The sequence below is a fragment of the Corynebacterium sp. AOP36-E1-14 genome, from assembly GCF_052377495.1.
Classification (GTDB): Bacteria; Actinomycetota; Actinomycetes; order Mycobacteriales; family Mycobacteriaceae; genus Corynebacterium.
This window is the reverse complement of sequence record NZ_JBQSWV010000010.1, coordinates 50800-75859: the sequence shown is the minus strand read 5'-3', so window position 1 is coordinate 75859 and position 25060 is coordinate 50800. Positions and strand designations below refer to the sequence as shown.

General features: G+C 69.1%; 19 protein-coding genes and 2 pseudogenes. 20 read left to right on the top strand and 1 reads right to left on the bottom strand.

The features are described 5' to 3' along the window. The first annotated feature begins 34 nt into the window (after positions 1-34). The 13 genes and pseudogenes from ACT3TD_RS06630 to ACT3TD_RS06570 all read left to right on the top strand — a co-directional run. On the top strand, positions 35-1027 hold the full coding sequence (locus ACT3TD_RS06630) for a thiamine-phosphate kinase (protein WP_301441858.1): 993 nt from the start codon (positions 35-37) through the stop codon (positions 1025-1027). Continuing rightward, positions 1020-1769: a uracil-DNA glycosylase gene (locus ACT3TD_RS06625; RefSeq protein ID WP_301441857.1), complete on the top strand. Its 750-nt coding sequence runs from the start codon at positions 1020-1022 to the stop codon at positions 1767-1769. Before ACT3TD_RS06630 ends, ACT3TD_RS06625 begins: the two co-directional genes overlap by 8 nt. Next, the gene (locus ACT3TD_RS06620) at positions 1763-3391 is read left to right on the top strand and encodes a DAK2 domain-containing protein (RefSeq protein ID WP_301441856.1); all 1629 of its coding nucleotides are present in this window, start codon (positions 1763-1765) and stop codon (positions 3389-3391) included. The genes ACT3TD_RS06625 and ACT3TD_RS06620 overlap by 7 nt, the downstream gene beginning before the upstream one ends. Further along, positions 3392-5689, top strand: a complete 2298-nt coding sequence (locus tag ACT3TD_RS06615; RefSeq protein WP_301441855.1) for an ATP-dependent DNA helicase RecG — start codon at positions 3392-3394, stop codon at positions 5687-5689. 105 nt (positions 5690-5794) lie between these two features. Continuing rightward, a complete protein-coding gene (locus tag ACT3TD_RS06610) occupies positions 5795-6007 on the top strand; it encodes a biotin/lipoyl-containing protein (RefSeq protein WP_301441854.1) in 213 nt (70 codons plus the stop codon). Between the two features lie 6 nt (positions 6008-6013). Continuing rightward, positions 6014-6586 (top strand): RsmD family RNA methyltransferase, encoded by a 573-nt coding sequence (locus tag ACT3TD_RS06605; RefSeq protein WP_301441853.1) that lies wholly within the window; start codon positions 6014-6016, stop codon positions 6584-6586. Positions 6587-6639: 53 nt separating this feature from the next. Further along, the gene (gene coaD, locus ACT3TD_RS06600) at positions 6640-7128 is read left to right on the top strand and encodes a pantetheine-phosphate adenylyltransferase (RefSeq protein WP_301441852.1); all 489 of its coding nucleotides are present in this window, start codon (positions 6640-6642) and stop codon (positions 7126-7128) included. Between the two features lie 94 nt (positions 7129-7222). Then, the gene (locus ACT3TD_RS06595) at positions 7223-8029 is read left to right on the top strand and encodes an ATP synthase F0 subunit B (RefSeq protein WP_301441851.1); all 807 of its coding nucleotides are present in this window, start codon (positions 7223-7225) and stop codon (positions 8027-8029) included. Between the two features lie 37 nt (positions 8030-8066). Continuing rightward, positions 8067-8633 (top strand): YceD family protein, encoded by a 567-nt coding sequence (locus ACT3TD_RS06590; protein WP_441578851.1) that lies wholly within the window; start codon positions 8067-8069, stop codon positions 8631-8633. Beyond that, a complete protein-coding gene (gene rnc / locus ACT3TD_RS06585) occupies positions 8633-9364 on the top strand; it encodes a ribonuclease III (protein ID WP_301441849.1) in 732 nt (243 codons plus the stop codon). Before ACT3TD_RS06590 ends, rnc begins: the two co-directional genes overlap by 1 nt. 14 nt (positions 9365-9378) lie before the next feature. Continuing rightward, on the top strand, positions 9379-10212 hold the full coding sequence (gene mutM / locus ACT3TD_RS06580) for a bifunctional DNA-formamidopyrimidine glycosylase/DNA-(apurinic or apyrimidinic site) lyase (RefSeq protein WP_301441848.1): 834 nt from the start codon (positions 9379-9381) through the stop codon (positions 10210-10212). Between the two features lie 271 nt (positions 10213-10483). Beyond that, the gene (locus ACT3TD_RS06575; protein WP_301441847.1) at positions 10484-10855 is read left to right on the top strand and encodes a VOC family protein; all 372 of its coding nucleotides are present in this window, start codon (positions 10484-10486) and stop codon (positions 10853-10855) included. Between the two features lie 158 nt (positions 10856-11013). After that, positions 11014-11819: pseudogene (locus tag ACT3TD_RS06570) on the top strand (IS3 family transposase); the annotation flags it as partial. A gap of 96 nt (positions 11820-11915) precedes the next feature. Here ACT3TD_RS06570 and ACT3TD_RS06565 read toward each other — a convergent pair. Next, positions 11916-13103, bottom strand: a complete 1188-nt coding sequence (locus ACT3TD_RS06565) for a winged helix DNA-binding domain-containing protein (RefSeq protein ID WP_441578852.1) — start codon at positions 13101-13103, stop codon at positions 11916-11918. Positions 13104-13339: 236 nt separating this feature from the next. On the opposite strand from ACT3TD_RS06565, the pseudogene ACT3TD_RS06560 reads away from it, so the two are divergent. The 7 genes and pseudogenes from ACT3TD_RS06560 to ACT3TD_RS06530 all read left to right on the top strand — a co-directional run. After that, positions 13340-13429: pseudogene (locus ACT3TD_RS06560) on the top strand (GyrI-like domain-containing protein); the annotation flags it as partial. Positions 13430-13938: 509 nt separating this feature from the next. Continuing rightward, positions 13939-14649, top strand: coding sequence for an SGNH/GDSL hydrolase family protein (locus ACT3TD_RS06555; protein ID WP_301441845.1), 711 nt, complete (start codon positions 13939-13941; stop codon positions 14647-14649). A gap of 166 nt (positions 14650-14815) precedes the next feature. Continuing rightward, the gene (locus ACT3TD_RS06550) at positions 14816-15919 is read left to right on the top strand and encodes an SGNH/GDSL hydrolase family protein (protein ID WP_444637976.1); all 1104 of its coding nucleotides are present in this window, start codon (positions 14816-14818) and stop codon (positions 15917-15919) included. A gap of 110 nt (positions 15920-16029) precedes the next feature. Beyond that, positions 16030-17508, top strand: a complete 1479-nt coding sequence (locus ACT3TD_RS06545; protein WP_301441843.1) for an alanine/glycine:cation symporter family protein — start codon at positions 16030-16032, stop codon at positions 17506-17508. Between the two features lie 36 nt (positions 17509-17544). Next, positions 17545-17838 (top strand): acylphosphatase, encoded by a 294-nt coding sequence (locus tag ACT3TD_RS06540; protein ID WP_301441842.1) that lies wholly within the window; start codon positions 17545-17547, stop codon positions 17836-17838. A 16-nt stretch (positions 17839-17854) separates the two neighbouring features. After that, on the top strand, positions 17855-21397 hold the full coding sequence (gene smc / locus ACT3TD_RS06535; RefSeq protein ID WP_301441841.1) for a chromosome segregation protein SMC: 3543 nt from the start codon (positions 17855-17857) through the stop codon (positions 21395-21397). 11 nt (positions 21398-21408) lie between these two features. Further along, positions 21409-25038, top strand: coding sequence for a hypothetical protein (locus ACT3TD_RS06530; RefSeq protein ID WP_301441840.1), 3630 nt, complete (start codon positions 21409-21411; stop codon positions 25036-25038). Positions 25039-25060 lie beyond the last annotated feature (22 nt).

Genomic DNA, 25060 nt, shown 5'->3' with positions numbered 1-25060 from the left:
GTCACCCACGGTGTGTGATGATTCGAGGAGACCGATGACGGCAGACACCTCCGGCAAGCTCACCGTGGCGCAGGCCGGTGAGGCGGCGACGATCGCCGCCATCCGTGAGGCGGCGCCCAGCGAGATCAACGGTGACGACGCCGCCGTGCTGGACCCGGCCCCGCCGAACTCCCGGCACCTGGCGACCACGGACGTGCTGGTGCAGGGCGTGCACTTCCGTTTCGACTGGTCCACCCCCTTCGAGGTTGGTGCCAAGGCGGTGACGCAGAACTTCGCCGACATCCAGGCGATGGGCGGACGTCCGACGGCGGTGCTGATGTCGCTGGCCACCCCGCCGGACCTGGAGCTGGAGATGGTCTCGGAGATCGCCCGCGGTATCGGGGAGACCGCCGCACCCTGGGCGGTGGAACTTGTCGGTGGCGACGTGGTGTCCTCCACACAGCTGGTGGTCTCGGTCACGGCGGTCGGTGTGCTGGCCGGCCCGGACCCGGCGATGACGATCACGGGGGCGGAGCCCGGCCACGAGGTGATCGCCAGCGGGGTCATCGGGCATTCTGCGGCCGGTGAGGCGATCCTGCGGTACTTCGGTTCGCGTGAGGCGGTGCCGGACAACGCCGTGCTGCAGGACCTGGTGCGCCGTCACTGCGCCCCGGAGCTGGTCGTGGGCCGTGGTTCGGTGGCCAGGGCGGCGGGGGTGTCGTCGATGACGGACAACTCCGACGGGCTGCTGCGCGACCTGACGACCCTGGCGGAGCGTTCCGGCGTGCAGCTGGACCTGGACGGGGCGTCGTTGACGCCGGACGCGCAGCTCTACTACGCCGGTGAGGTTCTCGGCGTGGACCCGTGGCAGTGGGTGCTCACCGGTGGGGAGGACCACACGTTGGTGGGCACCACGGCGAAGGACGTGCCGGCGGGCTACCGCAGGCTGGGTGTGGTGCACGAGGTGTCCGGCGGGTCCGACCTGCCGCGGGTGACGGTCGACGGCCAGCCGCCGATCTACACGGGAGGCTGGGACTCCCTTGGCTGACACGGGTACAGGTACAGGCACAGGTACAGGCGAGCCGCAGGACGAGCTGGCGGGTCGCATCCTGGCGACGGTGCACCCGTCGTGGCGCAACGAGCTCGCCGCGTCCGGCCTGCGGGCCGGCGCGCTGGAGTCGATGGCGCAGTGGACCGCCGGGCGTATCGCCGAGGGCGAGGACGTCCAGCCGGCGCCGCAGAACATCTTCCGCGCGCTGGCGGGTCCGGCGACCGGCACACGGGTGCTGATCCTCGGCCAGGACCCGTACCCCACCCCGGGGCACGCGGTGGGCCTGTCGTTCTCCTCGACGGCGGACACCTCACCGGTGCCGAAGTCGCTGGTGAACATCTTCACCGAGTACGAGTCGGACCTGGGGCTGCCGCGGCCGCGTACGGCGGACCTGTCGCCGTGGACGAACGCCGGGGTGATGCTGCTCAACCGGGTGCTGACCGTGCGCGCGGGGTCGGCGAACAGTCACCGCGGCCAGGGCTGGGAGGAGATCACCGCGGCGGTGGTGCGCAGTCTGGCGTCCCGTCCGCTCGTGGCGGTGCTGTGGGGTCGTCAGGCCCAGGACATGGCCGACGTCGTGGGGCGCGATCGCTGCATCCTGTCGCCGCACCCGTCGCCGCTGGCGGCCTACCGCGGGTTCTTCGGCTCGCGCCCGTTCACCCGCGCGAACGACCTGCTCGCCGAGCAGGGTGCGGACCCGGTGGACTGGGACCTGTCCGGTCAGGAGCAGGCATGCTGACCGGGGCACACGTCGCCAGCTGGGCGGAGCAGGCCGCCGCGGGCCTGGCGGAGCACAAGGACGAGATCAACGAACTCAACGTGTTCCCCATCCCGGACTCCGACACCGGGTCGAACATGACCGCCACGATGGGTTCGGCCGTCGACCGCATGCACCAGGACCATGGTCGGGCCGGGTCGCAGGCCGTCGCCGCGACGAGTGTGGCGGACGTCGCGGCCTCGCTGGCCGCCGGTGCGGTCACCGGTGCCCGCGGCAACTCCGGGCTGGTGCTGAGCCAGTTCCTGCGGGCGTTGGCGGACTCCGCCGCCGCCTCGGGCAAGGACGCCCTGTCGGCCGGTGCGATCCCCGGGATGCTGCACCGGGCGGAGAAGCTCGTGCGTCGGGCGGTGTCCGCCCCGGTGGAGGGCACGATCATCTCGGTGCTGCACGCCGCGGCGGAGGCGTCCTCGGCGATCGTCGCCGAGCGTGAGGGCACCGGGCAGGACGCCTCGGAGGTCAGTGCGGTGGACATCGCCTGCGCCGCGCGCGACGCCGCGGCCGAGGCCCTCACCGAGACCACCGCGCAGCTGCCCGCCCTGGCGTCTGCCGGGGTCGTCGACGCCGGTGGCAGGGGACTGGTGGTCATCCTCGACGCTCTCGTCGACGCGCTCACCGATGCTTTCGCCGACACCCCGGCCGACGCCGGCCGGACCACCGCGTCCCCGCAGGACGGCTCCCGGCCGGCCGACGAGGCCGACGAGAGTGGTGCGCAGTCGTCGCAGCGGACGCCGGAGGGCGCCGCCAGGGCCGAGATCGAGGTGATGTTCACCCTGCGCGCCGACGAGGAGCACCTCGACACCCTGCGCGGCGAGCTGAACACCCGGGGCAACAGTGTGGTCATCGTGCCCGGCGAGTCCGACGGCACCTGGCGGGTCCACGTGCACACCACCGCCGGTGGCCCGCTGATCGAACTCGCCTTCGCCACCGGGGAGGTCACCGACCTGTCCCTGGAGGCCCTGCCCCTCGTCGAACCCGCCGAGGAGGAGCGTCCGAGCGCACCGGTGCTGGCCCTGGTCCCGGAGGGCGGACTGCGCGGCATGTTCGCCACCGCGGGTGCGACGGCCGGCGACACCGCCACGGTGATCGCCGAGTTCGAACGACGTGGCACCGGCTGCATCGTGCTGACCAACGGGCAGGACACCGCCGAGCTTTTCGGCCGCCTGGCGTCCTCGGACTGGGAGGCCACCGTGGTGGACACCGAGTCCTTCGTCGGAGGGCTGGCGGCCATGGCCGTCTACAGTCCCACCGCGGACCTCGACGAGAACGCAGAGGAGATGGCGGACGCCGTGTCCGCCCAACGCTGGCGTCAGACCGACGGGGCTGACGGGGCTGACGGGTCCGACGTCGCCGACCTGGTGGCCACGATGGTCACCGGGCTGCTTGCCGACGGTGGCGAACTGGTCACCGTCCTGTACGACCTCGCAGGAGAGGACGGCGAGGTCGGGACGGGGGAGGACGGCGCAGGGGGCGCCGACCCCGTCGCGTCCGCCATCGAGTCCCTGCGCGCCGAGCACCCGGGTGTGGAACTGCACTCCTACCGCGTCCGCGGGTTGGGGACCGGCGTGCAGGTGGGGGTGGAGTGAATGCTCGGGTGGGATGATCCGCGGCCCTTGAGCCTGGTGGTCTCGCCCGAGCGCGCCCGCAAACTCGCGGGCAAACCCGGGCTGTCGACCCTGGGACAGGCGTTGATGAACTTCCCGGTCAGCTACGTGCACACCAGCGGCACCGGGGCCATGACAGATGGGACAGACGGGCCAGGCGCGAGCGCCGGGGAGGTGTGGACGGACGCCCTCGTCGAGGGCGAACTGCTGACCTGCCTCGGCGAGGTCACCTGGTCGCAGCTGCAGGACAACCGTGGGCGCAAGGGCCCGCGGGAGATCCTCGCCTTCCGTGTCCGGGTCAACGGGGAGGACTTCTCCTCGGCCCTGTTCGGTGCCGCGCGCAGCCACCAGCCGTTCATCACCGTGGGCGCCAAACTCATGCTGTCGGGCAAACTCAAGCTCTTCCGCGAGGAGTGGCAGCTGCGCAACCCCAGCTACATCACCCTGCACCCCGGGCCCGGCCCGGACGGGCGCCCCCTGGAGGGGGAGGCCTACGAGGCGGCGTTCGGCGCCTTCGGCCCGCTGGAGACCATCGTCGAGGTCGCCGGGGGCATGCGCGCGGCGCAGGAGATCCTCTCCGTGCCGTGGCTGCCCACGTATCCGCGGCGCACCGGGACCACCGGTGCCGAGGTCATGGCGGTGACCGCCCACGTCCTCGACGCGATGGGACGGCCCGCCGACATGCTGCCCGCGCCGTCCGACGCGACAGGCGCACCGCGCTGGCCGGCGGTGCAGGGCCGGGCGCTGGTGGACTTCGCCACCGCCCTGCACGACATCCACCGTCCCCCGGAGGAGACGTCCGGCCTGGGGTCGGAGGTACCCGCGCAGGACGCCCGCACCCGGCTGAAGTTCAACGAGGCTCTGGCGTTGCAGCTGGTCATGGCGTTGCGTCGGGCCGACACCACCGCCCGCCACGGGCGTGCCGTGGTGGCGATCGAGGACGAGTCGCGCTACTCCACGCTGGTGCGCGCTCTGCCCTACGAACTCACCGAGGCCCAGCAGGCGGCCCTGGACACCATCGGGCAGGCCATGGGCACCGAGTCGCCGATGAGCATGCTGCTGCAGGGCGACGTGGGCTCGGGCAAGACGATCGTCGCCCTGCTGTCGATGCTGCGCGTCGTGGATTCCGGCGCCCAGTGCGCCTTCCTGGCGCCCACCGAGGTCCTCGCCGCCCAGCACTACCGCACCCTGACGGGACTGTTGGCGGGCACGGGTGTGACCGTCTCGTTGCTGACCGGGTCGCAGCCGGTGTCGGAACGCCGTGACACCCTGCTCGACGTCATCTCCGGCACCACCGACATCGTGGTCGGCACCCACGCGGTGATCCAGGACGCCGTGGAGTTCTACGACCTGGGCATGGTCGTCGTCGACGAGCAGCACCGCTTCGGCGTGCGCCAGCGTGACAAGCTGCGCGAGGAGTCCCCGGTGGAGCGCACCCCGCACCTGCTGGTGATGACCGCCACACCGATCCCACGCACCGTGGCGATGACCATGTTCGGCGACCTGTCGATGTGCACCCTCGACACCTCCCCGGCAGGGCGTGGCGTGGTGCACACGCACGTGGTGCCGATGTGGAAACGCTCCTGGGTCGAGCGGCTGTTCGCCGTGATCCGTGAACAGGTCGCCGACGGGCACCGAGTGTTTGTGGTGGTGCCGAAGATCGAGGGGTTCGGCGGGGTCGACGACGTGGCCGACCGGTTGGAGGCCGGCCCGCTGCAGGGTCTGCGCATCGGCCGGCTGCACGGACGCATGACCGACAAGGCCGAGGTGATGGACGAGCTGGCCAGCGGCGCGGTCGACGTGCTGGTATCCACCACCGTCGTCGAGGTCGGTGTCGACATCCCCGACGCCACGGTGATGGTGATCATGGACGCCGAGAACTTCGGCGTCAGCCAGCTCCACCAGCTGCGCGGCCGGGTCGGGCGAGGCACGGCCGAATCCCTGTGCTTCCTGACGACCACGGTGAACCCGGAGGCGGAGGAGACCACCCCGGTCGCCGCGGCGTCCTACCGGCGGCTGGAGGCCGTCGCCGCAACCACCGACGGCTTCGCACTGGCAGAACTCGACCTGCGTACCCGCACCGAGGGCGACGTCCTGGGCGAGCACCAGTCCGGTGCCCGGGACCGGCGGGCCCGGCTGCTCGACCTCGCCGAGGACGGCGAGACCGTCGCCGAGGCACGCCGCTACGCCGAGGACCTCGTCGCCTACGACGAGCCCCTGGCGCGCACCCTGGCGGCAGACTTCACCGAAGGCGACCAGGAGTACATCGAGCGCAGCTGACCGGAGCTGGCTGGAGTCGGCTGGAGTTGGCTGGAGTCGGCTGGAGTTGGACGGCAGTGGAGTTGGGCGGCGGGTGCGAACCCCGGCACGATAGAATCAGCGACCATGGACATTCACGCCCCCTTTGCCGGGATCGTCAGATTCGCCGTCGAGGACGGCCAGACCGTCGCCACGGGAGACCGACTCGCCGTGGTCGAGGCCACCAAGCTCGAGAGTGCCGTGGACGCCCCGGGGCCCGGCGTGGTCCGCCGTGGGGCCGTGGAGGACTACGCGCGCGTCGACGGCGGGGACCTGATCCTCGTCCTCGGGGAGGCCTGATCCGCCGTGACACGCATCATCTCCGGCACCGCACGCGGCCGGAAGATCAAGGTTCCCGCCGACGTCACCCGTCCCACCGCCGACCGGGCGCGTGAGGGACTGTTCTCCTCGCTGCAGGTCCGCTTCGGCTTCGAGGGCGAGGTCGTGCTCGACCTGTTCGCCGGTTCCGGTGCCCTGGGCCTGGAGGCCGGTTCGCGCGGCGCCGCCGAGGTCACCCTGGTCGACGACAACCACCAGGCCTGCGAGACGATCCGTGCCAACGCCGCGACCGTCGGACACCCGAACGTGCACGTGGTGGAGGCCAAGGCGTCCAGCTTCCTGGGCACCGCGCCGCACAACCGTTTCACCATGGTGCTCGCCGACCCGCCCTACGACCTCTCCGACGAGGCCGTCGACGAGATGGTCGCAGCCCTGGTGCCCACGCTGATGCGCGACGCCGTCGTCGTGATCGAGCGGCACGTGGCCTCGGCGGAGGTGAGCTGGCCGGAAGGTTTCGAGAAGACCAACCAGAAGCTCAAGAAGCGCACCTACGGCATCGCGCGCATGGACATGGCCATTTGGCGCGGCGACGGGGAGTAAGCGCAGCAGGGGACAGCCGGTAGGGGAGAACACGGAGCGGTAGGATCGGCGGCATGCGAGTCTGCTGCCCCGGGTCCTTCGACCCCGTCACCAACGGTCACCTCGACATCTTCACGCGCGCCGCGCGCAACTTCGACGAGGTGACCGTGCTGGTGACCTACAACCCGAACAAGTCCGGCCTGTTCACCGCCGAGGAGCGCGTGACGTTGATCCGTGAGGCACTGGACGCCAGTGGTTCCCCGGAGGCGTCGCGGATCACCGTGGACACCTGGGACCGGCTGCTGGTGGACTATCTCACCGACAACAAGATCCCGGCGATGGTCAAGGGGCTGCGCAGTTCCCTGGACTACGAGTACGAGCTGCCGATGGCACAGATGAACCAGCGGCTGTCCGGGGCGGAGACCTTCTTCCTGCTGACCAACCCTCAGTTCGGCTACGTGTCCTCGACGATCTGCAAGGAGGTCGCCAAGTACGGCGGGGACGTCAATGGCCTGCTGCCGGAGAACGTCGCCGCCGCGGTGACCGCCCGTTACGGGGCCTGACACGCCCGCCTGACACCCGGCCGACACCCGAGGGGGTGTGGCGTCTGCGTGTCACACCCGTACCGTCCGCCCCATTTCTGGCATGCTGGAACGCATGTACAAGACTTTCCAGGGCCTCGATGACCTCCAGAACATGGTTGACCAGGCGTACGGCGTTCCGATGACCTCCAACTGCATGGTCCCGCGCCGCGAGGTCCAGGACCTTCTCGACGAGGTGCGCACCGCCATCCCCGTGGAGATGGACGACGCGCAGGACGTCCTCGACCACCGCGACGGCATCATCGCCAACGCCGAGGACGAGGCGGACACCCTGGTGCGCGACGCCGAGGCGCAGCGCGACCGGATCCTCGAGGAGGCACGCCGCCAGGCCGAGGACATGGTCACCGACGCCGAGGAGCGCGCCCACTCCACCGTGGCCCGCGCCGAGTCCGAGGCCGACCGCCTGGTCTCCGACGCCCGTGCCGAGTACGAGCAGACCACCACCCGCGCCGAGGCGGAGGCCGAGCGTCTGGTCACCGCCGGCAACGAGTCCTACGACCGCTCGGTCAACGAGGGCATCGCCGAGCAGCAGCGCCTGGTCGGAGAGTCCGAGGTCGTGCGCGTCGCCGAGGACGAGTCCCGCCGCATCGTGGAGTCCGCCCACTCCGACTCCGACCGTCTGCGCCGCGAGTGCGACCACTACGTGGACTCCACCCTGGCCCAGTTCGAGGAGTCGCTCACCGGGACGCTGCGCACCGTCTCGCGCGACCGCTCGGCGCTGCGCAAGGGTGCCGGGGTGTCCGGCACACGCCACGGGGACGCGGCGGGACGTGAGCCGGCCCGTCGGGAGCCGCGCGGCGAGTACCGCGACGACTACCGGGAGGCTCCGCGCGAGGAGTACCGGGACGGCTACCGCGACTGATTCGCACTACCCCCCGTCGCGAGGGTAGAAACATGGTGTGAGTAACGATCCTTTCCTCCTCGATGTCCGTGAGCCGCTCCAGTCCGTCGGCGTGCCCCACCATGTGACCACCACCGGTACAGCGACCGTCCGGCTGGGCGGGGAGATGCTCGGCATCGCCGAGGGCGCGCAGGTCGAGGTCGTCGCCGACATCACGAACCTGGGGGAGTCCCTGCTGGTCGACGCCACCGCGTACGCTCACGCCACCGGCCAGTGCTCCCGCTGCCTCGGCCCCATCGAACGCGAGATCTCCCTGCACGTCAGCGACGTCTTCGGTATGACCCCGGACTTCATCTCCGGGGAGGACGCCGAGGAAGGCGACGAGCCGAACCTGGTCGAGAAGGACCGGGCGGACGTCACCCAGCTGCTCCTCGACGAGGCCGGCCTGAACCTCCCGTTCAACCCGGTCTGCGCCGACTACGGGCTGACCTGCTCGGACGCCACCCCGGAGCCGGACGGCGTGTCCGGCGAGGAAGAGGTCGTGGACCCGCGCTGGGCGGCGCTGGCCGAGAAGTTCGGCGACGTGAGTGACGACGATGACGAGAAGCCGGGGGAGGACGCCTGATGGCACGCAAGCGTCGTCTCACCGGTGAGGCCGCCTTGGAGGCGGCCTTCACGAAGACCGACCACGGCCCGCTGAAGGAGGCGTGGGGGGTCGACCTGCCGGACGACATGCTGTGTCTGGCGTTGTCGCACCGCTCCTTCGCCAACGAGAACGGCAACCTCCCCAACAACGAGCGCCTGGAGTTCCTCGGCGACGCGGTGCTGGGTCTCAGCGTCGCCGAGCAGCTCTACGTGCAGTTCCCGGAGCGCTCGGAGGCCGACATCTCCAAGATGCGTGCCGGTGTGGTCAACATGTACGCCCTGGCGGACGTGGCGCGCGAACTCGGCATGGGCGACAACATCCTGCTGGGCCGCGGTGAGATGCTCACCGGCGGCAACGACAAGCACTCCATCCTCGCCGACTCAGTGGAGGCGATGCTCGGGGCGATCTACCTGGTCCACGGTTTCGCCACCGCCCGCGAGGCCGTGCTGCGCATCTTCGCCGAGCGCATCACCACGGCGCCGTCCACCGGTCTGACCATGGACTGGAAGACCGTGCTGCTGGAGAAGCTCAGCGACCTGCGCATCGGCGGCGACCCCGTGTACGCCTCCGAGGCGTCCGGCCCCGCCCACGACCAGACCTTCAACGCCACCGTCACCATCGGTGACCAGGTACGTGGGCGGGGTATCGGCCACACGAAGAAGGAGGCCGAGCACCACGCCGCCCGCGAGGCCTACAAGGCCCTGAGCTGACCTGAGCCGCCATCATGCCTGAGCTTCCCGAGGTCGAGGTCGTGCGCGCCGGCCTGGCCGAGCACATCCTCGACGCGACGTTCCTGCACACCGAGGTGCTGCACCCGCGTGCGGTGCGCGGACAGGACGGGGGAGCGTCCGCCCTGGTCGCCGGATTGGACGCGGCGGTCGTGTCGCAGGTCTGCCGCCGCGGCAAGTACCTCTGGCTGGAGCTGGGGAGTCGTGGCAACCTGTTGGTGCACCTGGGCATGTCCGGGCAGATGCTGCTCGGGGAACCGGGGCAGGTCGTCTCCCCGCACGTGCGGATCCGCTCGCGCCTGGCGACGGTCGACGGAGGAGCGTTGGAGCTGACCTTCGTCGACCAGCGCACGTTCGGACGCTGGGAACTCGCCGACGGTGACCCCGTCCCACACATCGCGGTGGACCCGCTCGACGCGTCCTTCGACGAGGTGGACACCGCCCGGGCGATCCGTCGGAAACGCTCGGAGATCAAGCGGGTGCTGCTGGACCAGACGGTGGTCTCCGGAATCGGGAACATCTACGCCGACGAGGCATTGTGGGACGCCGGCGTGCACCCGCGTAAGCGCGCCAGCGCGATGCGGCAGCAGGACGTCCTGCGCGTCCTGCAGTGCGCCCGTGAGGTCATGGAGCGCGCCCTGGCGGCCGGCGGGACGACCTTCGACGACCTGTACGTGAACGTCAACGGGGCGTCCGGGTACTTCTCGCGGTCGTTGAACGCCTACGGGCGGACGGGGGAGCCGTGCCACCGGTGCGGGACGCCGATGGTGCGCGAGCAGTGGATGAACCGGTCCTCGCACTTCTGTCCGGTGTGTCAGCGACGATCATAGGCGAGAGCGGACTTGTGGTCTTGCCTTCCTGCCGCCGCCCGTGCGGTGACGCTCATGACTCTGATCGGTATGGCGTGCTGGCCGCACACCATGCCGCAGCTCGCGCATTTCCTCCTGCCCGACGCTACTGACGAGCACAGGCACGAAGTCATGCGGGCGCGTGTCGTCGAGTTCGCGCGGCATGGACTCGGCATGAGTTGACCGAGTCCGGTTATCGGGCAGGGCTGGCGACCCGTGGTGCATCACAGCGGCCCTCGATAGCATCGGATGCATGATCACTTCAGTAGCCTCGGCCGTGCTCTACGTTAGCGATCAGGACTCCGCTCTGGAGTTCTACCGGGACGTTCTCGGTTTCGATGTCGTCATGGATGCAGATATGGGCGAAGGGTCGCGTTGGTTGGAGGTCAAACCTTCCGACGCCCAAACGTCCCTCGTCCTCGCCTCGGCTGAGTCGTTCGGAAAACAGCCCGGTGAAGGCGCATTCCTGACGTTCGCCGCCGACGATGTTGCGGCCACCGTTGAAGAAATGCGTGCTCGGGGTGCGACGACCTCCGACGTTACTCGCGAGCCCTGGGGTACCTACGCAACGGTCGACGCTCCCGATGGCCACAAGCTCCAGTTCAACGAGCGCCCCCAGAACTAACTGTTCTTCCAGGTCTCCACGAGGCCGACGATCCAGCGGACGAATGTGAAAAGCCCGTAGCAGGCCCCGAAAAGTCCCACGGCGACCACGAGCCAGCGCCCGTTCCCGAACCACACGCTCCCGTCCACGTTCAGCGCCCGTTGCGCGCCCGTGATGAGGTCACCGCTGCGGAGTTGGCCTCGGCTTATCGAGCCAACGCCTTGGTCGACGCTCACCGGGATGACCCGGAGTTCGGGTCGAGATTCCTCGCCGAAGAAGCCCGCGCCACCGGCGAAGGGATCTGTGAGCGGACCGCGTGGCGGATCTGCCGGAACAACCAGGGGTGGTCAGTGCTTGGTAAGAAGCGGGGGAGAACGGGAAACTTCCCCGGTCCGCCCGTGCTCGACGATCTGGTGAAGCGGGACTTCACGGCCGATCTCGTCATGTATTCGCCGCGGACGTGCCGAATGAGTTGTGGCTGACGGACATCACGGAGCACAACACCGCCGAGGGCAAGCTCTACCTCTGCGCGATCAAGGACATGTTCTCTGGTTGGATCGTGGGGTACTCGATCGGCTCGCGGATGGAGTCGCGTCTGGCCGTCCGAGCCCTGGATAACGTGGTGGCGATGCGTGGCGACGTCGCCGGCTGCATCGTGCACAGCGATAGGGGCAGACAATTTCGTAGTCGGAAGATGCTTCGCACACTGGCCCGTCACCGGATGGTCGGATCGATGGGCAGAGTCGGATCGAGCGGAGATAATGCCGCCATGGAGAGCTTCTTCGCCCTGCTGCAGAAGAACGTCCTTGACCGCCGCGCCTGGACCACGCGTGAGCAATTGCGGATCGCGATGGTGACCTGGATCAATCGAACTTACCACCGACGTCGCCGACAGGCCCGCCTGGGCCGTTTGACGCCCATCGAATTCGAGAACATCATGAACACGACCGTCGCACTGGCGGCGTGGGTACAACCTGTTACCTAAACGTGCAGCAGTCCCAAGACACCTTGACTCAATGAAACTGAAAATCCAAGGCTGCCTATCTGCACGTTCTCCCGCCGGCCACTGCCCATAGGTGTATCAAGGTTCGAAATCGAGGGTCAGGTCGGTAGCACCACGCAGAGCGGTAATTTTCTTAGCTTCGTGCTCAATATCTTCTTTGACGCGTGCTGTGAGGCGGTCAAACGGCGCAACTACAAGCCTGAATTTATTCCCATTCTTACGGGGACGCCAAGTGCCGATTATCGCACCATCCGAGAGTACCGTGCCGGGATCACCGACAGGCTTCCACACTGTCTTGTGGAACTTCTTGTCGACGATGGTCTCGCGGTCACGCAACTGCGTGTACGGATCGCGAGGCGGGAGCAGGCGCAGCCCTTGCATTGGAGGGGATGTCTGGAGAGCGTCGACATCATCGGTCAGCATCCATGTCTTGCGACCAAAATTGATCGGAGTCAACTCGTCTTCGACGAGACCCCACCAAGGTTCAGCGTCACCGGCTCGGACCCCCAACCACTTGGCGAAGTCCGCTTTGGTCGATGGGCCGTAGCAGTGCAGATAGCGGCGCAGAAGCTCCGCCCGGGCCGTTTCCGGGTCGACGTCCGGGATTGGCGTGCCCAACCATTCCTCGACCAACACGAACGGGGCCGCGTTGTCCTCCCGTGGAGCAAGGCAGACTACGCCTTGTAGGGTGAGGATCCGGATGCAGAAGTGCACGATGGCCTCGCCGAGGGGCTGGCCAGCGGCATGGGGGCCTTCTTGGTTCCGCAAGCGGCGCTTCTTCGTCGGCAGAGTGTCGGCGACCCGTTCCGCGATAGCGGCTCCAAGCTCGTCGATCGCCAGGCGGCGACCGGTCAGTACTGTGCCGATCTCGGCTCTAGTCAGCTCGACTACTTCAGTGAGGCTGAGCTCGAGCTCGTCTACCGATGGGCTTGCCCCTCGGATGAACTGGCGCATCGTCTCTTCAGTCGGCGGCAGCACTCCAGTGGTGAACACCGGTGCGTCGCGTGTAGGGAAGAAGAACGGCGACCCGCGCATGCACCAGCTCTGCAACAGGTTCTTGTCATCGCCTACGCGTTTGTCGACCAGTTCCTGTGAGACACCCTGCGCCCGAGCATGCAACGAGAGCAATGCCGAGCCAGGAGGGCTGTTCTGGATGCCACTTGCGCCAACGACATCGAGCAGGCGGTGCTGCTCGACTCGGTCCGTTAGGTGATGGGCATGCAACCGGAAAGCGTTGACCTCGGATCTGGAAACCTTCACATCCACTCCCTGAGCCTACCGGTAGCTATCCGAGGGCGCACAGTTTTCTGCGTGCATCTGGCCACTAGAGCGCGCAAGCTACATCGCAGCGGTACTTTCTTCGCAGACGGCTGAATGGGTACCTTCCGGCTTGCTTCGGCTGGCAGACTCGGCCGCTCTGTCTGGCTGGAAGTCGGCCTTCGGGGTCAGCGGGCGGCTCTCGACGTCGGATCCTTCGACGACGAGGGCCAGTTCCTGAGCGAATGCACCACGAGATCTACCTCAGTGACGTCCGCCGCGTGGCCCCGGAGAAGCTCCGCACCATTCTGAGGCAGCCCGTTAGCTCTGCGTAGTGGGCACACGGGTGACCGGCGCGCTGGCAGGGGGCTATCCGCGGTTGGTCGTGGCTGGACGTTGGCGGGGGGGGGGGCCGGCGGAAAAGACCCCTGAGAATAGTTGATTTCTGAACCAAATGTGTGTTCTTAGAATAGTGTTCTCTGTGGGCCACGAGTCACTTCGCGCGGCGCCGGGAATCTGGGGAGGGTGTTCGCTTCCTCCTCGGACCTCCACCTCTCTTCATCTCTCCACCTCTGACACTTCATTCCTTCAGGAGAACTCTGCCGTGCGACTGTCTCGCCGCCGTCCTACCGCCCTGGCGCCGCTCGTGGCCCTTGCCCTGGCCTTCTCGGCCCTCGCCGCCTCCCCCGTGGCAGTTGCGGCTGATCTGCCGTCGTCCGGAGGTGGCTCAGCGGATTCCTCTGGATCCTCTGGATCCTCGAGTTCTTCGGGCTCGTCGGGCTCCAGTGGATCGAGTGGCTCAAGCGGGTCATCGTCGACCTCGGCCCCGTACTCCTCGAGGACGGTGGGCAACGTCGTGGCCTTCGGCGACTCCTTCACCGCCAACTCGCACCGGTTGGTCAACAAGCACCCTGGGCTCGGCAGTTCCTACCCGAAGCAGTCAGGTTGCTTCGTAGCTGCTGACGCATGGCCCGGGTTCGTCGCGAACCAGACGGGCCGTCCCGTCCAGAACTGGGCGTGCAACACGCACACCACCGCGAACATGCTCGGCCGGGTCGACCAGGCGATCAGGGCCGGCCACGTGAACGACACCTCCACGGTCGTCTTCGCCGCCGGCATGAACGACAAGAATCAGGGCGTCGACGACGCGGTCGTCCGGGCGAATCTCGTCGCGGCGGTGGACAAGGTCCGCGCCGTCGCCCCGAAGGTTGAGGTGCTCATCCTCGGGCGCCTTGCCACCACGGGCTCCAGCCAGGTCTACTGCGACGTCAACATCATCCCGAACATGCCCACCGGCCAGCCTGCACCGCGTACCGCGTCCAACGAACGAGCCACGCAGGCCAACCAGAAGGCAGCGGCGGCGTCTGCCGGCGTGCCGTTCATCGACATCCGTTCCAAGACGATCGACAGCCATTCCAGCTGCGCGAAGGACGCCGCCCGCTACATCTCCGGGAATTGGGACATCACCACCCGCGGATTCAACATGACCTCCCATCCCTCGACTCCGGGATCCCGCTTCCTCGCCTCTCAGGTGGCAGCCGCCAGCGCTCGGTGAGAAGGGGTAGGGGAGACGTAGGGATGAATATTCTTGCTTGCATGTAATAGAGTGCTTAGCCGACTACGGTTACCCGGGATTCATTGGGCGCTTGCCGTGCTGTTTGCGCTGCAATGATCCACCACTCTCCGCCACTGACATTTCATACCTTCAGGAGAACTCTGCCGTGCGACCTCCTCGCCGCTGCCCGACGTCCTTTGCCGCGATCACGGCCCCGATTCTGGCGCTGACCATTGTTTTCGCCGCCGCCCCGACTGCCGCGGCCGACGACCTGCCGGCCTCAGGGTCTTCAGGATCGCTCGGGTCGTCCGCGACCGTTGCCGGATCCGCGGGCATCCCCACGCTGGGCACACTGTTCCCCCGGGTGAACCCGTACTCCGAGGAGACAGAGAACAACCTCGTCGCTTTCGGGGACTCCTTCACGGCCAACTCGCACTGGTTGATCAACAAGTACCCCCAGCTCGGCTTCGCCTACCCGAGGCAGGCGGGGTGCTTCGTCGCCCCGGACGCCTGGCCCGCGATGGTCGCCAAGGAGACCGGACGCCCCGTCCAGAACTGGGCGTGCAACGCCCACACCACCACCGAGATGCTCCACCGTGTCGACCTCGCGATCCAGGCCGGGCATGTCAACGACACCTCCACGGTGGTCCTCGCCGCCGGCATGAACGACAAGCGCCGGGGAACCTCGGACGAACAGATCCAGGCCAATCTCGTCGAGGCGGTGGAGAAGGTCAGGGAGGCGGCGCCGGCGGCGGAGATCCTCATGCTCGGCCGCCTGTCGACCACGGGCACCGACGAGGTCTACTGCGACCGCAACATCATCCCGAACCTGCCGTCCGGCGCTCCCGCCCCGCGCACCGCGGAGTACGAGCGGGCCACGCAGGCCAACCAGAAGGCCGCGGCGAAGACGGCGGGTGTCAGCTTCGTCGACATCCGGGACATGACCGTGGACGTCAACTCCACCTGCGCGCGCGACGCCGACCGGTTCGTCTCCGGGCTGCGTGACTGGACCACCCGCGGATTCAACATGACCGCGCACCCGTCGACCCCGGGCAGCCGCTTCCTCGCGGAGCAGATCATCGCGGCCTTCGGTGAGGACGGCGCCGCCGTCCTGCTGGACGTCATCGGCGAGGCCGGCCTGGACGGCGAGCCCGGCCTGTCGGACGTCGCCGACGAGGTCGCCGAACTGCTCGGCGACGCGGGAGCGGCCGACGGGGCGTCCGACGGGGCAATAGGCGGTGAGGCTCCTACCGACTCGGAGCAGCGATAACGCCCGGCAATGACCAGGGGGTGGCCTAATGAGGTAAACAAAAGTGATCTGCGACACCTAAGCGGGTGTTGGTACGTCGCTTTCACTGGATGCGCAGTAACGTCCCGAACATGACGGACTTCATCTCATCCATGAACGACAACATCTGGCTGGTTCTCGCCTTCATTCTCGTCACGGTCGGCCTGTACTTCGGAGTCAGGACTGCGGTCGTCCAGCTGCGGCTCTTCCCCCAGATGTTCGGGGCGGTCGCCGAGGCGCCGTACGAGGACGATGAGATGGTCGGCAAGGACCCGGAGGGGGCGGGCAAGAAGGGGATCTCGCCGTTCAAGGCCTTCACGATCTCCGCGGCCTCGCGCGTGGGCACCGGCAACGTCGCCGGCGTCGCCGTGGCGATCACCCTCGGTGGACCCGGGGCGGTGTTCTGGATGTGGGTCATCGCCATCGTAGGTGGTGCGACCTCCTTCGTGGAGTCCACCCTGGCCCAGCTCTACAAGACCCGCGACTACGCCAACAACGCCTACCGCGGCGGTCCGGCCTACTACATCACCCGAGGCCTGAACAAGCCCGTCCTCGCCGTGATCTTCGGCGTCATCATCACCGTCACCTTCGGTTTCGTCAACAACGCCCTGCAGACCAACGCCATCGTGGAATCCGTCGGACGCTCCGCCGACAACGACGGCACCGGCCTGAAGATCATCGTCGGGCTGGTCGTCGCCGCACTCACCGCCCTCATCGTCTTCGGTGGCGTGCAGCGCATCGCCTCCTTCACCCAGGTGGTCGTGCCGTTCATGGCCGTGGCCTACATCGGGCTCGGCCTCATCGTCGTCCTGATGAACCTCTCCGAGATCCCCGGTGTCTTCGCCCAGATCATCGAGCACGCCTTCGGGTTCAAGGAGATCGCCGGCGCCACCGTCGGTGCGGCGTTCGTCAACGGCATGCGCCGCGGCCTGTTCTCCAACGAGGCAGGCCAGGGCTCCGTGCCCAACGCCGCCGGCACCGCCGCGGTGTCCCACCCCGTCAAGCAGGGCCTGGTTCAGACCCTCGGCGTGTACTTCGACACCCTGGTGGTCTGCTCCGTCACCGCCTTCATCATCCTGCTGTCCAATCCGCCCTTCGGTGAGGAGATCCAGGGCTCGCCGCTGACCCAGGACTCCGTGGCCGCCCAGGTCGGCGACTGGGGCATCCACGCGGTGACCTTCATCCTGTTCTTCCTGGCCTTCTCCTCGGTGATCGGCAACTACTACCTCGCACAGTCCAACGTGGAGTACTTCACGAAGAACCCGATGGTCATGCTGGCCTTCCGTACCTTCGTGGTCATCTGCGTCTTCCTCGGCGCCATCGTCCAGCTCCCGCTCATCTGGGCCCTGGCCGACACCTTCACCGCGATCATGGTGCTCGTCAACCTCTGCGCGATCGTCCCGCTGTGCCCGGTGGTGCTCAAGCTGCTGCGCAACTACAACGAACAGCGCAAGCAGGGGCTCGACCCCGTCTTCAAGCGCAGCATGCTTCCCGAGCTGAAGAACGTGGAGTGCTGGGACGACAAGGACGACACCTTCGACGCCCAGCCGGCACGCACGCTGCGCGGCTAGAGCGGCCACCACAGCCACCATGGCAGGATTGGACGCATGAGCGAGCACCCGGAAGCACCCACCACCCGTCTCACCGCATGGGTGCACGGCCACGTCCAGGGGGTGGGCTTCCGATGGAAGACCAGGACGAAGGCCCTGGAGTTCGGGCTCACCGGATTCGCGTCCAACTACCCGGACGGCCGCGTCCTCGTCATCGCCGAAGGCTCCGAGACCGCCACGGGTGACTTGCTGAACTGGCTACGCTCCGGTGACACCCCGGGGCGGGTGGACCACGTGGTGGACTCGGTGACTGGCCCGCGTGGCGAGTACACCGGGTTCGAGACCCGCTGAGGTAAAATTCTCCGCCATGCACCTCAAGTCGTTGACCCTGAAGGGTTTCAAGTCCTTCGCGTCGGCGACGACCCTGAAACTGGAACCCGGAATCTGCGCGGTCGTCGGGCCGAACGGATCCGGTAAGTCCAATGTCGTCGACGCACTCGCCTGGGTGATGGGCGAACAGGGCGCGAAGACCCTGCGCGGCGGCAAGATGGAGGACGTCATCTTCGCCGGCGCCGGCGACCGTAAGGCCCTGGGCCGCGCGGAGGTCACCCTGACCATCGACAACGCCGACGGCGCGCTGCCCATCGACTACTCCGAGGTCTCCGTGACCCGGCGCATGTTCCGCGACGGGGCCAGCGAGTACGAGATCAACGGTTCCAAGGCCCGTCTGATGGACATCCAGGAGCTGCTGTCGGACTCCGGCATCGGCCGCGAGATGCACGTCATCGTCGGGCAGGGGCGTCTCGCCCAGATCCTGGAGTCGCGTCCGGAGGAACGCCGCGCCTACATCGAGGAGGCCGCGGGCGTCCTCAAGCACCGCCGTCGCAAGGAGAAGGCCCAGCGCAAGCTGGTGTCGATGCAAGGCAACCTGGATCGTCTGCACGACCTGACCGACGAGCTGGCCAAGCAGCTCAAGCCGTTGGCACGCCAGGCCGAGGCCGCCCAACGCGCCGAGCAGGTGCAGGCCACGATCCGTTCTAACCGGCTGCTGCTCACCGCCGACAAGGTCCGTCGGCTCTCCGAGGAACTCAACGACGCCGACGCACAGACCAAGGTCCTCGACGCCGACATCGCCGAGCTCAACGCCGAGCTCGAGGAGCACACCACCGCGCTGGCGGTCACCGAGGAGGAGCTGCGCACCGCCCTGGAGGAGGCCGAGGCGGCGAAGTCCCTGTGGTTTCGGCTGTCCACGGTCGCCGAGAAGAACTCGGCCACCCTGCGCATCGCCGCCGACCGGGCCGACGACTCCGGTGCCGACACCACCTGGACCGGCCAGGACCCCGACGAGCTCATCGCCCGCGCCGAGCAGGCGGAGGAGGAGCAGTCGGTGCTCGACGAGGAGGTCGAGCTCGCCGCGGAGCGGCTGGAGAACATCCGGGAGGACGTCGCCGCCCGTGACGAGGCCGCCCGTGAGGCCGAGCGCGAGCACCTCGCACAGGTCCGCGCGATCGCCGACCGGCGGGAGGGGATCGTCCGGCTGCTCGCCCAGCAGGACGCCGTGGACCAGCGGCGCACCGCCGCGGCCGAGGAGATCGAGAGGCTCCAGCAGTCCGTCGACGAGCAGCGCGAGGCCCTGGAGGCAACCTCGGGTTCCGAGGCGGCCGACGCCGCCGACGCGCTGGCCGAGCTGGAGAACCAGGGTGCCGGACTGGAGGACGCCGCGGCACGCGCGGCCGAGGAGTCCACCGGCGCCGACCGGCGGGTGGGGGAGTTGCGCGGCTCCGAACGCGACCTGGAACGCGCCGTCGCCTCGCTGGAGGCGTCGGTGGACGCCTGGCGCGATCAATTGCGTCCCACCGACGGTGCGGCGGTGGCGGTGCGTGCGGCCGCCGAGCGTGGGCTGGACGCGTTGCGTCCACTCGCCGACCTGCTGAGCGTGCACGACGGTTGGGAGCGCGCGGTCGCCGCGGTGCTGCCCGCCGGGCTCGCCGGCGGCGACGCCGGCTCCGTGGACTCGCTGGTGGACGCCCTGGTGGAGGCGGCGGAAGGACGCGCCGTCCTGCTCGCCGGTGACGGTGCAGCTGCCGGTGAGGGGGCGGGCGGCTCCTGGCGCCTGGACTCCACGGCGATCGCCACCTCAGACTCCCGGGCCGGCTGGCTGCTCGACCACCTGGAGGTCGACGACGCCGTGGTACCGGCCGTCACCGCCCTGCTCGTCGACGTCGTCGCCGTCCCCGGTGTCGAGGAAGGACGCCGCGTGGTCGCCGCCGACCCGCGCCTGCGCGCCGTCACCGCCGACGGTGTGCTCCTCGGCGCCGGCTGGGTCGCCGCCGGCTCCGGCGGGACGACCCCGGTGGAGCTGTCCACCCGCATCGACCGGGCGTCCGGGGAGATCGCCGAACGTCAGGCGGAACTCGCCGACCTGCAGGCCACACTCACCGGCGCCGAACAGGCCGCCGAGGAGCTGCGCACCGCCGCAGCCGGGGCGACCGCCGCGGTGCGCGACCACCGTACCCGGCTCACCGCCGCCCGCCAGCGGGCCGAGGCCGCCGAGCGCAGTGCGGGCCAGGCTCGCCGACTGCTGGACAAGGTCGTCGCCCAACGCGACGAGGCCGAAGCCCGCCGCGACGCGCTGGCCACCGAGGCCGACGAGGTCGCCGAGCGTCTGGCGCGATTGGATGAGGAAGGAGAGAGCCCCGGCGGTGACGCCGAACCGTCCACCGCAGAACGCGATGCGGCGTCCCAGGCGCTGACCCAGGCGCGCGCCATGGAGATGGAGGCCCGGCTGTCGCTGCGCACCGCCGAGGAACGCGCCGGCAACCACCGTGGACGGGCCGAGGGGCTGCGCCGCCAGGCCCGCCAGGAGACCGCGGCACGCGAGCAGTTCGAACGTGCGGCCGCGAGTCGTCGGGCAGCACGTGAGCGCGCCGCCGTCGTCGCCGAGCAGGCCAGGCGCGTGGACCTGCGCATCCGCGACGCCCTGGACCGTGCCGAAGGCACCCGGGCGCGCACCGACGAGGCGCACCGGCAGTGGCAGGGCGCACTGAATGAACGCAAGGACAAGGTCAACACCTTGACCCTGCGGTTGAACCACCTGACCAACACCTCCCACACCGCCGAGATCGCCCGCAGCCAGGCGCAGCTGCGCATCGAGCAGGCCCTGGAACAGGCCATGGACCAGCTCGGCATGAGCTCAGCCCAGCTGCTCGCCGAGGCCCCGGGCGAGGACTTCGACCGTGATCTCGCCGCCCGTGAACTCAAGCAGGCCGAGAAGTCCCTGCGTTCGCTGGGCAAGGTCAACCCCCTGGCGCTGGAGGAGTACGCCGCCCTCGAGGAGCGCCACCGCTTCCTGGCCACCCAGCTCGATGACGTGGAGAAGGCCCGCGACGACCTCGACGGGGTGATCAAGGACGTCGACGACACCATCCTCACCCTGTTCACCGAGGCGTGGAACGACGTGGAGGACGAGTTCCCCCGCGTCTTCGACACGCTGTTCCCCGGCGGCGCCGGACGCCTGGTGCTCACCGACCCCGACGACATGCTCACCACCGGCATCGAGGTCGAGGCCCGCCCGCCCGGCAAGAAGGTCAAACGCCTCTCGCTGCTCTCCGGCGGGGAGAAGTCGCTGACCGCCCTGGCGCTGCTCGTCGCCATCTTCCGCGCCCGCCCCAGCCCCTTCTACGTCATGGACGAGGTCGAGGCCGCGCTGGACGACGTGAACCTGCGTCGGCTCATCGCCCTGTTCGAGGAACTGCGCGAAGACTCGCAGCTCATCGTGATCACCCACCAGAAGCCCACCATGGACGTGGCCAACGTGCTCTACGGGGTGACCATGCGCGGCGACGGCGTCACGCGGGTCATTTCCCAACGCATGGACCCCAAACCTGCCGAACCCTCCGGCTCCTCCTAGAATAGGTCGACGTGAGCAACACCCCGACTCCTGCAGACAGCCCCATCGCCGATCTCTCCGACAATCTCCTCGCCTGGGCGTCCAGCACGGAGATAGAACTCGCCCGACGTCTCGGCGAACTCAGCGGGGACCCCGCCGTGTTCGTCGACCTGGACATCACCGGTGACGAGCTTGAACGCCTCACCATCTTCTACGGGGAGTTCCTCTCCCGCCAGATCCGTGCCGGCGCGGGGGAGGACGCGCTGCTGCGCACCTGCCCCGCGCTGACCGCCTCCACCCTGATCTTCCGCGCCGCCAGGCTCAACGTGGTCGGCGAGCTGGAGTCGGAGTTCTGGACCGGCCTGGGGATCGAGCCGACTCCGGAGCGGGTCTCGCTGATCGACTACGCCGAGATCCTCACCCGCGCGGGCCTGGACCCGGTGGACGCCGCGGCCGCCGGCTCCGACGGGGACCTGGGGCGCCTGTTCGCCCACGTGGGCATCGCCACCGACTGGGTGCCCGAGCTCATCGAGCTCATCGACACCCGCCGGCTGGCCGGCGAGGCCCTGGCGACCCCGGCCGAGGAGGCCGCCGCCGTGGTCGCCGTGCTCGCCGAGGAGTCATTGCAGGCCGGCCCGTTGTGTGCCGCGCTGCCCGCGCTCGCCGAGCGGCTGATCGCCCCGGTGGTGCGTGTGGTGCAGCTCGCCGCCGAGCACCCCGACCATTGGGTCAACTCCGTGACGGAGGCCCGGTCTGAGGCCGGGCAGGACGCCGCGGTCGCGCCGCTGGTGCTCGAGGACGTCGTCGAGGAACTGCGTGAGCGTCCCTCCGGCACCACGGCCCGACGCCACCGCGTGGGCGTGGGTACCCGTGAGGACCGCCCGCGCCTGGCCATCGACCTGGCCCGGCAGCGCGTGGTGCTGCGTCTTCCCGAGCAGCCGCTGGAGGATCCCGGCGACTCCGACGATTCCGTCGACTCCGTCGACCCTGTCGACCCTGTCGACGAGGTGCGCTGGCACGTGGACGTCGACGGCCGGCCGGCCGGTTTCCGCACGCGTCGCTCCGACGCCCCGGGGCGTCCGGTCACCGAGACGCTGGACCTGCCGGTGCGCCGTCCGGTGCGTGAGATCGGCGTGCGCGACCTGACCCACGGCGAGTCCTGGGTGCTGCCCGTCGTCGACGACGCCGACCCGGTCATGGTCTTCACCCGCCGCGGCAAGGACCTCACCGACCGTGTCTCCCTGCACCACTCGCGTGTGCTCGTGGTCTGCCCCCAGGACTCCACCGCGGTGGACCCGGTGGCCGACCGCACCATCCCGGTGCTGGGCGAGTGGCAGGTCAAGGCGTGGGACGGCTGGGTCATCCGCGACCTTGACCTGTCCGAGGCCACCGCACTGCTCATCGACCGTCCGGGCGTGGCACGTCCGGCGATGGGCACGGTACGGTGCGTGGACGCCCGCCAGCGCGTGTGGTTCCGCGAGCCGGAGAACGTGCTGCCGGCGATCCGCACCGTCGGCGGACTGCCCGTGCACTCGTCGAGCCTGCAGGCCGTGTTCCCGGCCACCGTCTCCGGTGCGCCGGAGATCTGGTTCCTGTCGGTGAGCTCCTGGGCCGGCCCGGACGAGACCGGCGAGGAGGTCACCGAGGAGGAGCCGCTGGAGGTGCCCGCCGAGGGCGGCATGTTCGACGTCTTCGACCCCGAGGCCTACGAGACCCCGTGGGTCGGGGAGTACCTAGTGCGCCTGCGCGGCCCGCGCAACGAGTCCTTCCGTCACGAGTTCGCCATCGTCGAGGGCCTGGACATCGAGGCCCCCGCCAGCCCGCGGCTGGGCCTGGTCGCCGGGCTGACCCCGGTGACCGTCTCGCTGTTCCAGGGTGACAAGCAGCTGTTCATCCCGCGCACCGTGGACGTGAAGACCGAGGAGAAGTCCGTCCAGGTCATCGCCGAGACCGATGCCGGCGACGCCCTGCCGCTGGTCGTGGAGCCGCCGCGGCTGCGCTTCCAGCTGCCGCTGATCGGTGAGGACCCGATGTGGCGCACCGAGTCGCTCGTGGCCCCGGCCGTGGAGATCAACTCCGCCGCGCGCTTCCGGATCCGTCCGGGCATGCCGGTGGAGTCCCCTCGACTGGTCATCCGTGACCGTCACGGTGCCCCGGTGCGCACCCTGCGCCTGGGCACGGTGGACCAGGTGACCTGGTCGGTGTCGCTGTCGTCGGTGCGTGCCTCGCTGCCGCTGCTCACCGAGGGCTCCTGCGAGCTGGAGTTCGTCGCCGACGGACGCAGCCACAGTGTGCGCCTGGTGACGATGCGTCCCGCCGAGGACCGCACCCTGACCTACACCGCCCCGCAAGGCGACGGCACCCGCGGCAGCCTGAGCGTGTCGCCGAAGGTCGACTCCCCGGCGTGGGTGTGGTCGCTGACCGCACCCTGGATGTCCGCCCGCGTGCTGAGCTTCACCGACGGTGTCGCCGAACTGCCCGCCGAGCTGACCGACGCCGGTGCGCTGAGCGTGCAGTTCCACAACCGGGACCGCTTCAGCCCGCTGCACCCCGCGGCGTCCCCCGGCCCCGGCGCCCTGCGCGTCGACGTCCCCGGCCACGCCCGTCCGGACGACGGCGGCCCCTGGACGCAGCTCGCCGCCTACCTCGCCGGGGCGTCCGACGAACTGCCCGAGGACACCGACGTGCTCACCGTGCTGTGGGACGTGCTGGCCGGCTGGCTGACCGGGGAGGCCACCGCGGACGCCAGTGCCGCGATGCACGCCGCCCTGGCGCGCCACCCGCGCGAGGCCCTGCGCGCGATGTCGCGCTCGCTGGTGCCGTCCTCCGACCGTCCGGCGCAGTTCATCCTGTCCGGGCTGGTGCACGCCTCACTGCGTTCCACCTCCCCGGACCCGCGGCCCGGCGTGGCCTGGATCGCCGCGCTGGAGATCCTCGGCGAACTCGCCGCCACCGACGACGACGACACCATGGCCCGCCGCGAGATCGGACGCCGGCTCTCCGGCATCGGCGGCACACCGCTGTCGCAGACCGTGGAGACCGGACGCGACGCCACGCTGGAGACGTCCTGCATCGACGCCACCACCGTGCAGATCGCGCAGCTGTCCCCGGAGCAGCAGGAGGCCGTGCTGTCGACCTTCTTCGCCGGCTCGCAGGTCGTGCCCGGTGCGCTGTCGGAGGAGAACTCGCGGCTGATCGCCGTGTTCGAGACCTTCCGCCACCGTGAGGAACTCGGCCAGGTGCTCGCCGACCCGGGTCTGCTGCGCGTGGCGCTGGCGCTGCTGCGCCGGATCCGCCAGACGAACCGGCAGCTGTACACCTCCGCGCGCGTGCGCTTCGACAAGCTCGACAACGTGGACACCGACAACCCGGACAACCGGTGGGCGCTGACCCCGGTGATCAGCATGATCCTGGCGATCGCCGCGCGCATGCACGCCCACGGACGGTTGGGTTCGACCGGGCAGCTGTCCTCGGCGTACCCGGGCTGGGCGGAGATCGCGCGCATCGTGCCTGACCTCGTGACCGGTGACCTCGTCGCGGCCGACGCGATGGTGCTCGGCGTGTTCGGGCCTGACGAGGTGGAGGATGAGGTTGAGGCTTCGGCTGAGGATGGTGCTGCTGACGCCGCTGACGCCGCGATCGACTCCATCATCAGCGAGTAGCACCGGGGCCCGAGGCGTCCTG

Bases quoted from the DNA above. Each gene is read 5' to 3' on its own strand.
- ACT3TD_RS06630 (WP_301441858.1), top strand. From the start codon at position 35: ATGACGGCAGACACCTCCGGCAAGCTCACCGTGGCGCAGGCCGGTGAG.
- ACT3TD_RS06620 (WP_301441856.1), top strand. From the start codon at position 1,763: ATGCTGACCGGGGCACACGTCGCCAGCTGGGCGGAGCAGGCCGCCGCG.
- ACT3TD_RS06615 (WP_301441855.1), top strand. From the start codon at position 3,392: ATGCTCGGGTGGGATGATCCGCGGCCCTTGAGCCTGGTGGTCTCGCCC.
- ACT3TD_RS06610 (WP_301441854.1), top strand. From the start codon at position 5,795: ATGGACATTCACGCCCCCTTTGCCGGGATCGTCAGATTCGCCGTCGAG.
- coaD (WP_301441852.1), top strand. From the start codon at position 6,640: ATGCGAGTCTGCTGCCCCGGGTCCTTCGACCCCGTCACCAACGGTCAC.
- ACT3TD_RS06595 (WP_301441851.1), top strand. From the start codon at position 7,223: ATGTACAAGACTTTCCAGGGCCTCGATGACCTCCAGAACATGGTTGAC.
- rnc (WP_301441849.1), top strand. From the start codon at position 8,633: ATGGCACGCAAGCGTCGTCTCACCGGTGAGGCCGCCTTGGAGGCGGCC.
- mutM (WP_301441848.1), top strand. From the start codon at position 9,379: ATGCCTGAGCTTCCCGAGGTCGAGGTCGTGCGCGCCGGCCTGGCCGAG.
- ACT3TD_RS06575 (WP_301441847.1), top strand. From the start codon at position 10,484: ATGATCACTTCAGTAGCCTCGGCCGTGCTCTACGTTAGCGATCAGGAC.
- ACT3TD_RS06545 (WP_301441843.1), top strand. From the start codon at position 16,030: ATGACGGACTTCATCTCATCCATGAACGACAACATCTGGCTGGTTCTC.
- ACT3TD_RS06540 (WP_301441842.1), top strand. From the start codon at position 17,545: ATGAGCGAGCACCCGGAAGCACCCACCACCCGTCTCACCGCATGGGTG.
- smc (WP_301441841.1), top strand. From the start codon at position 17,855: ATGCACCTCAAGTCGTTGACCCTGAAGGGTTTCAAGTCCTTCGCGTCG.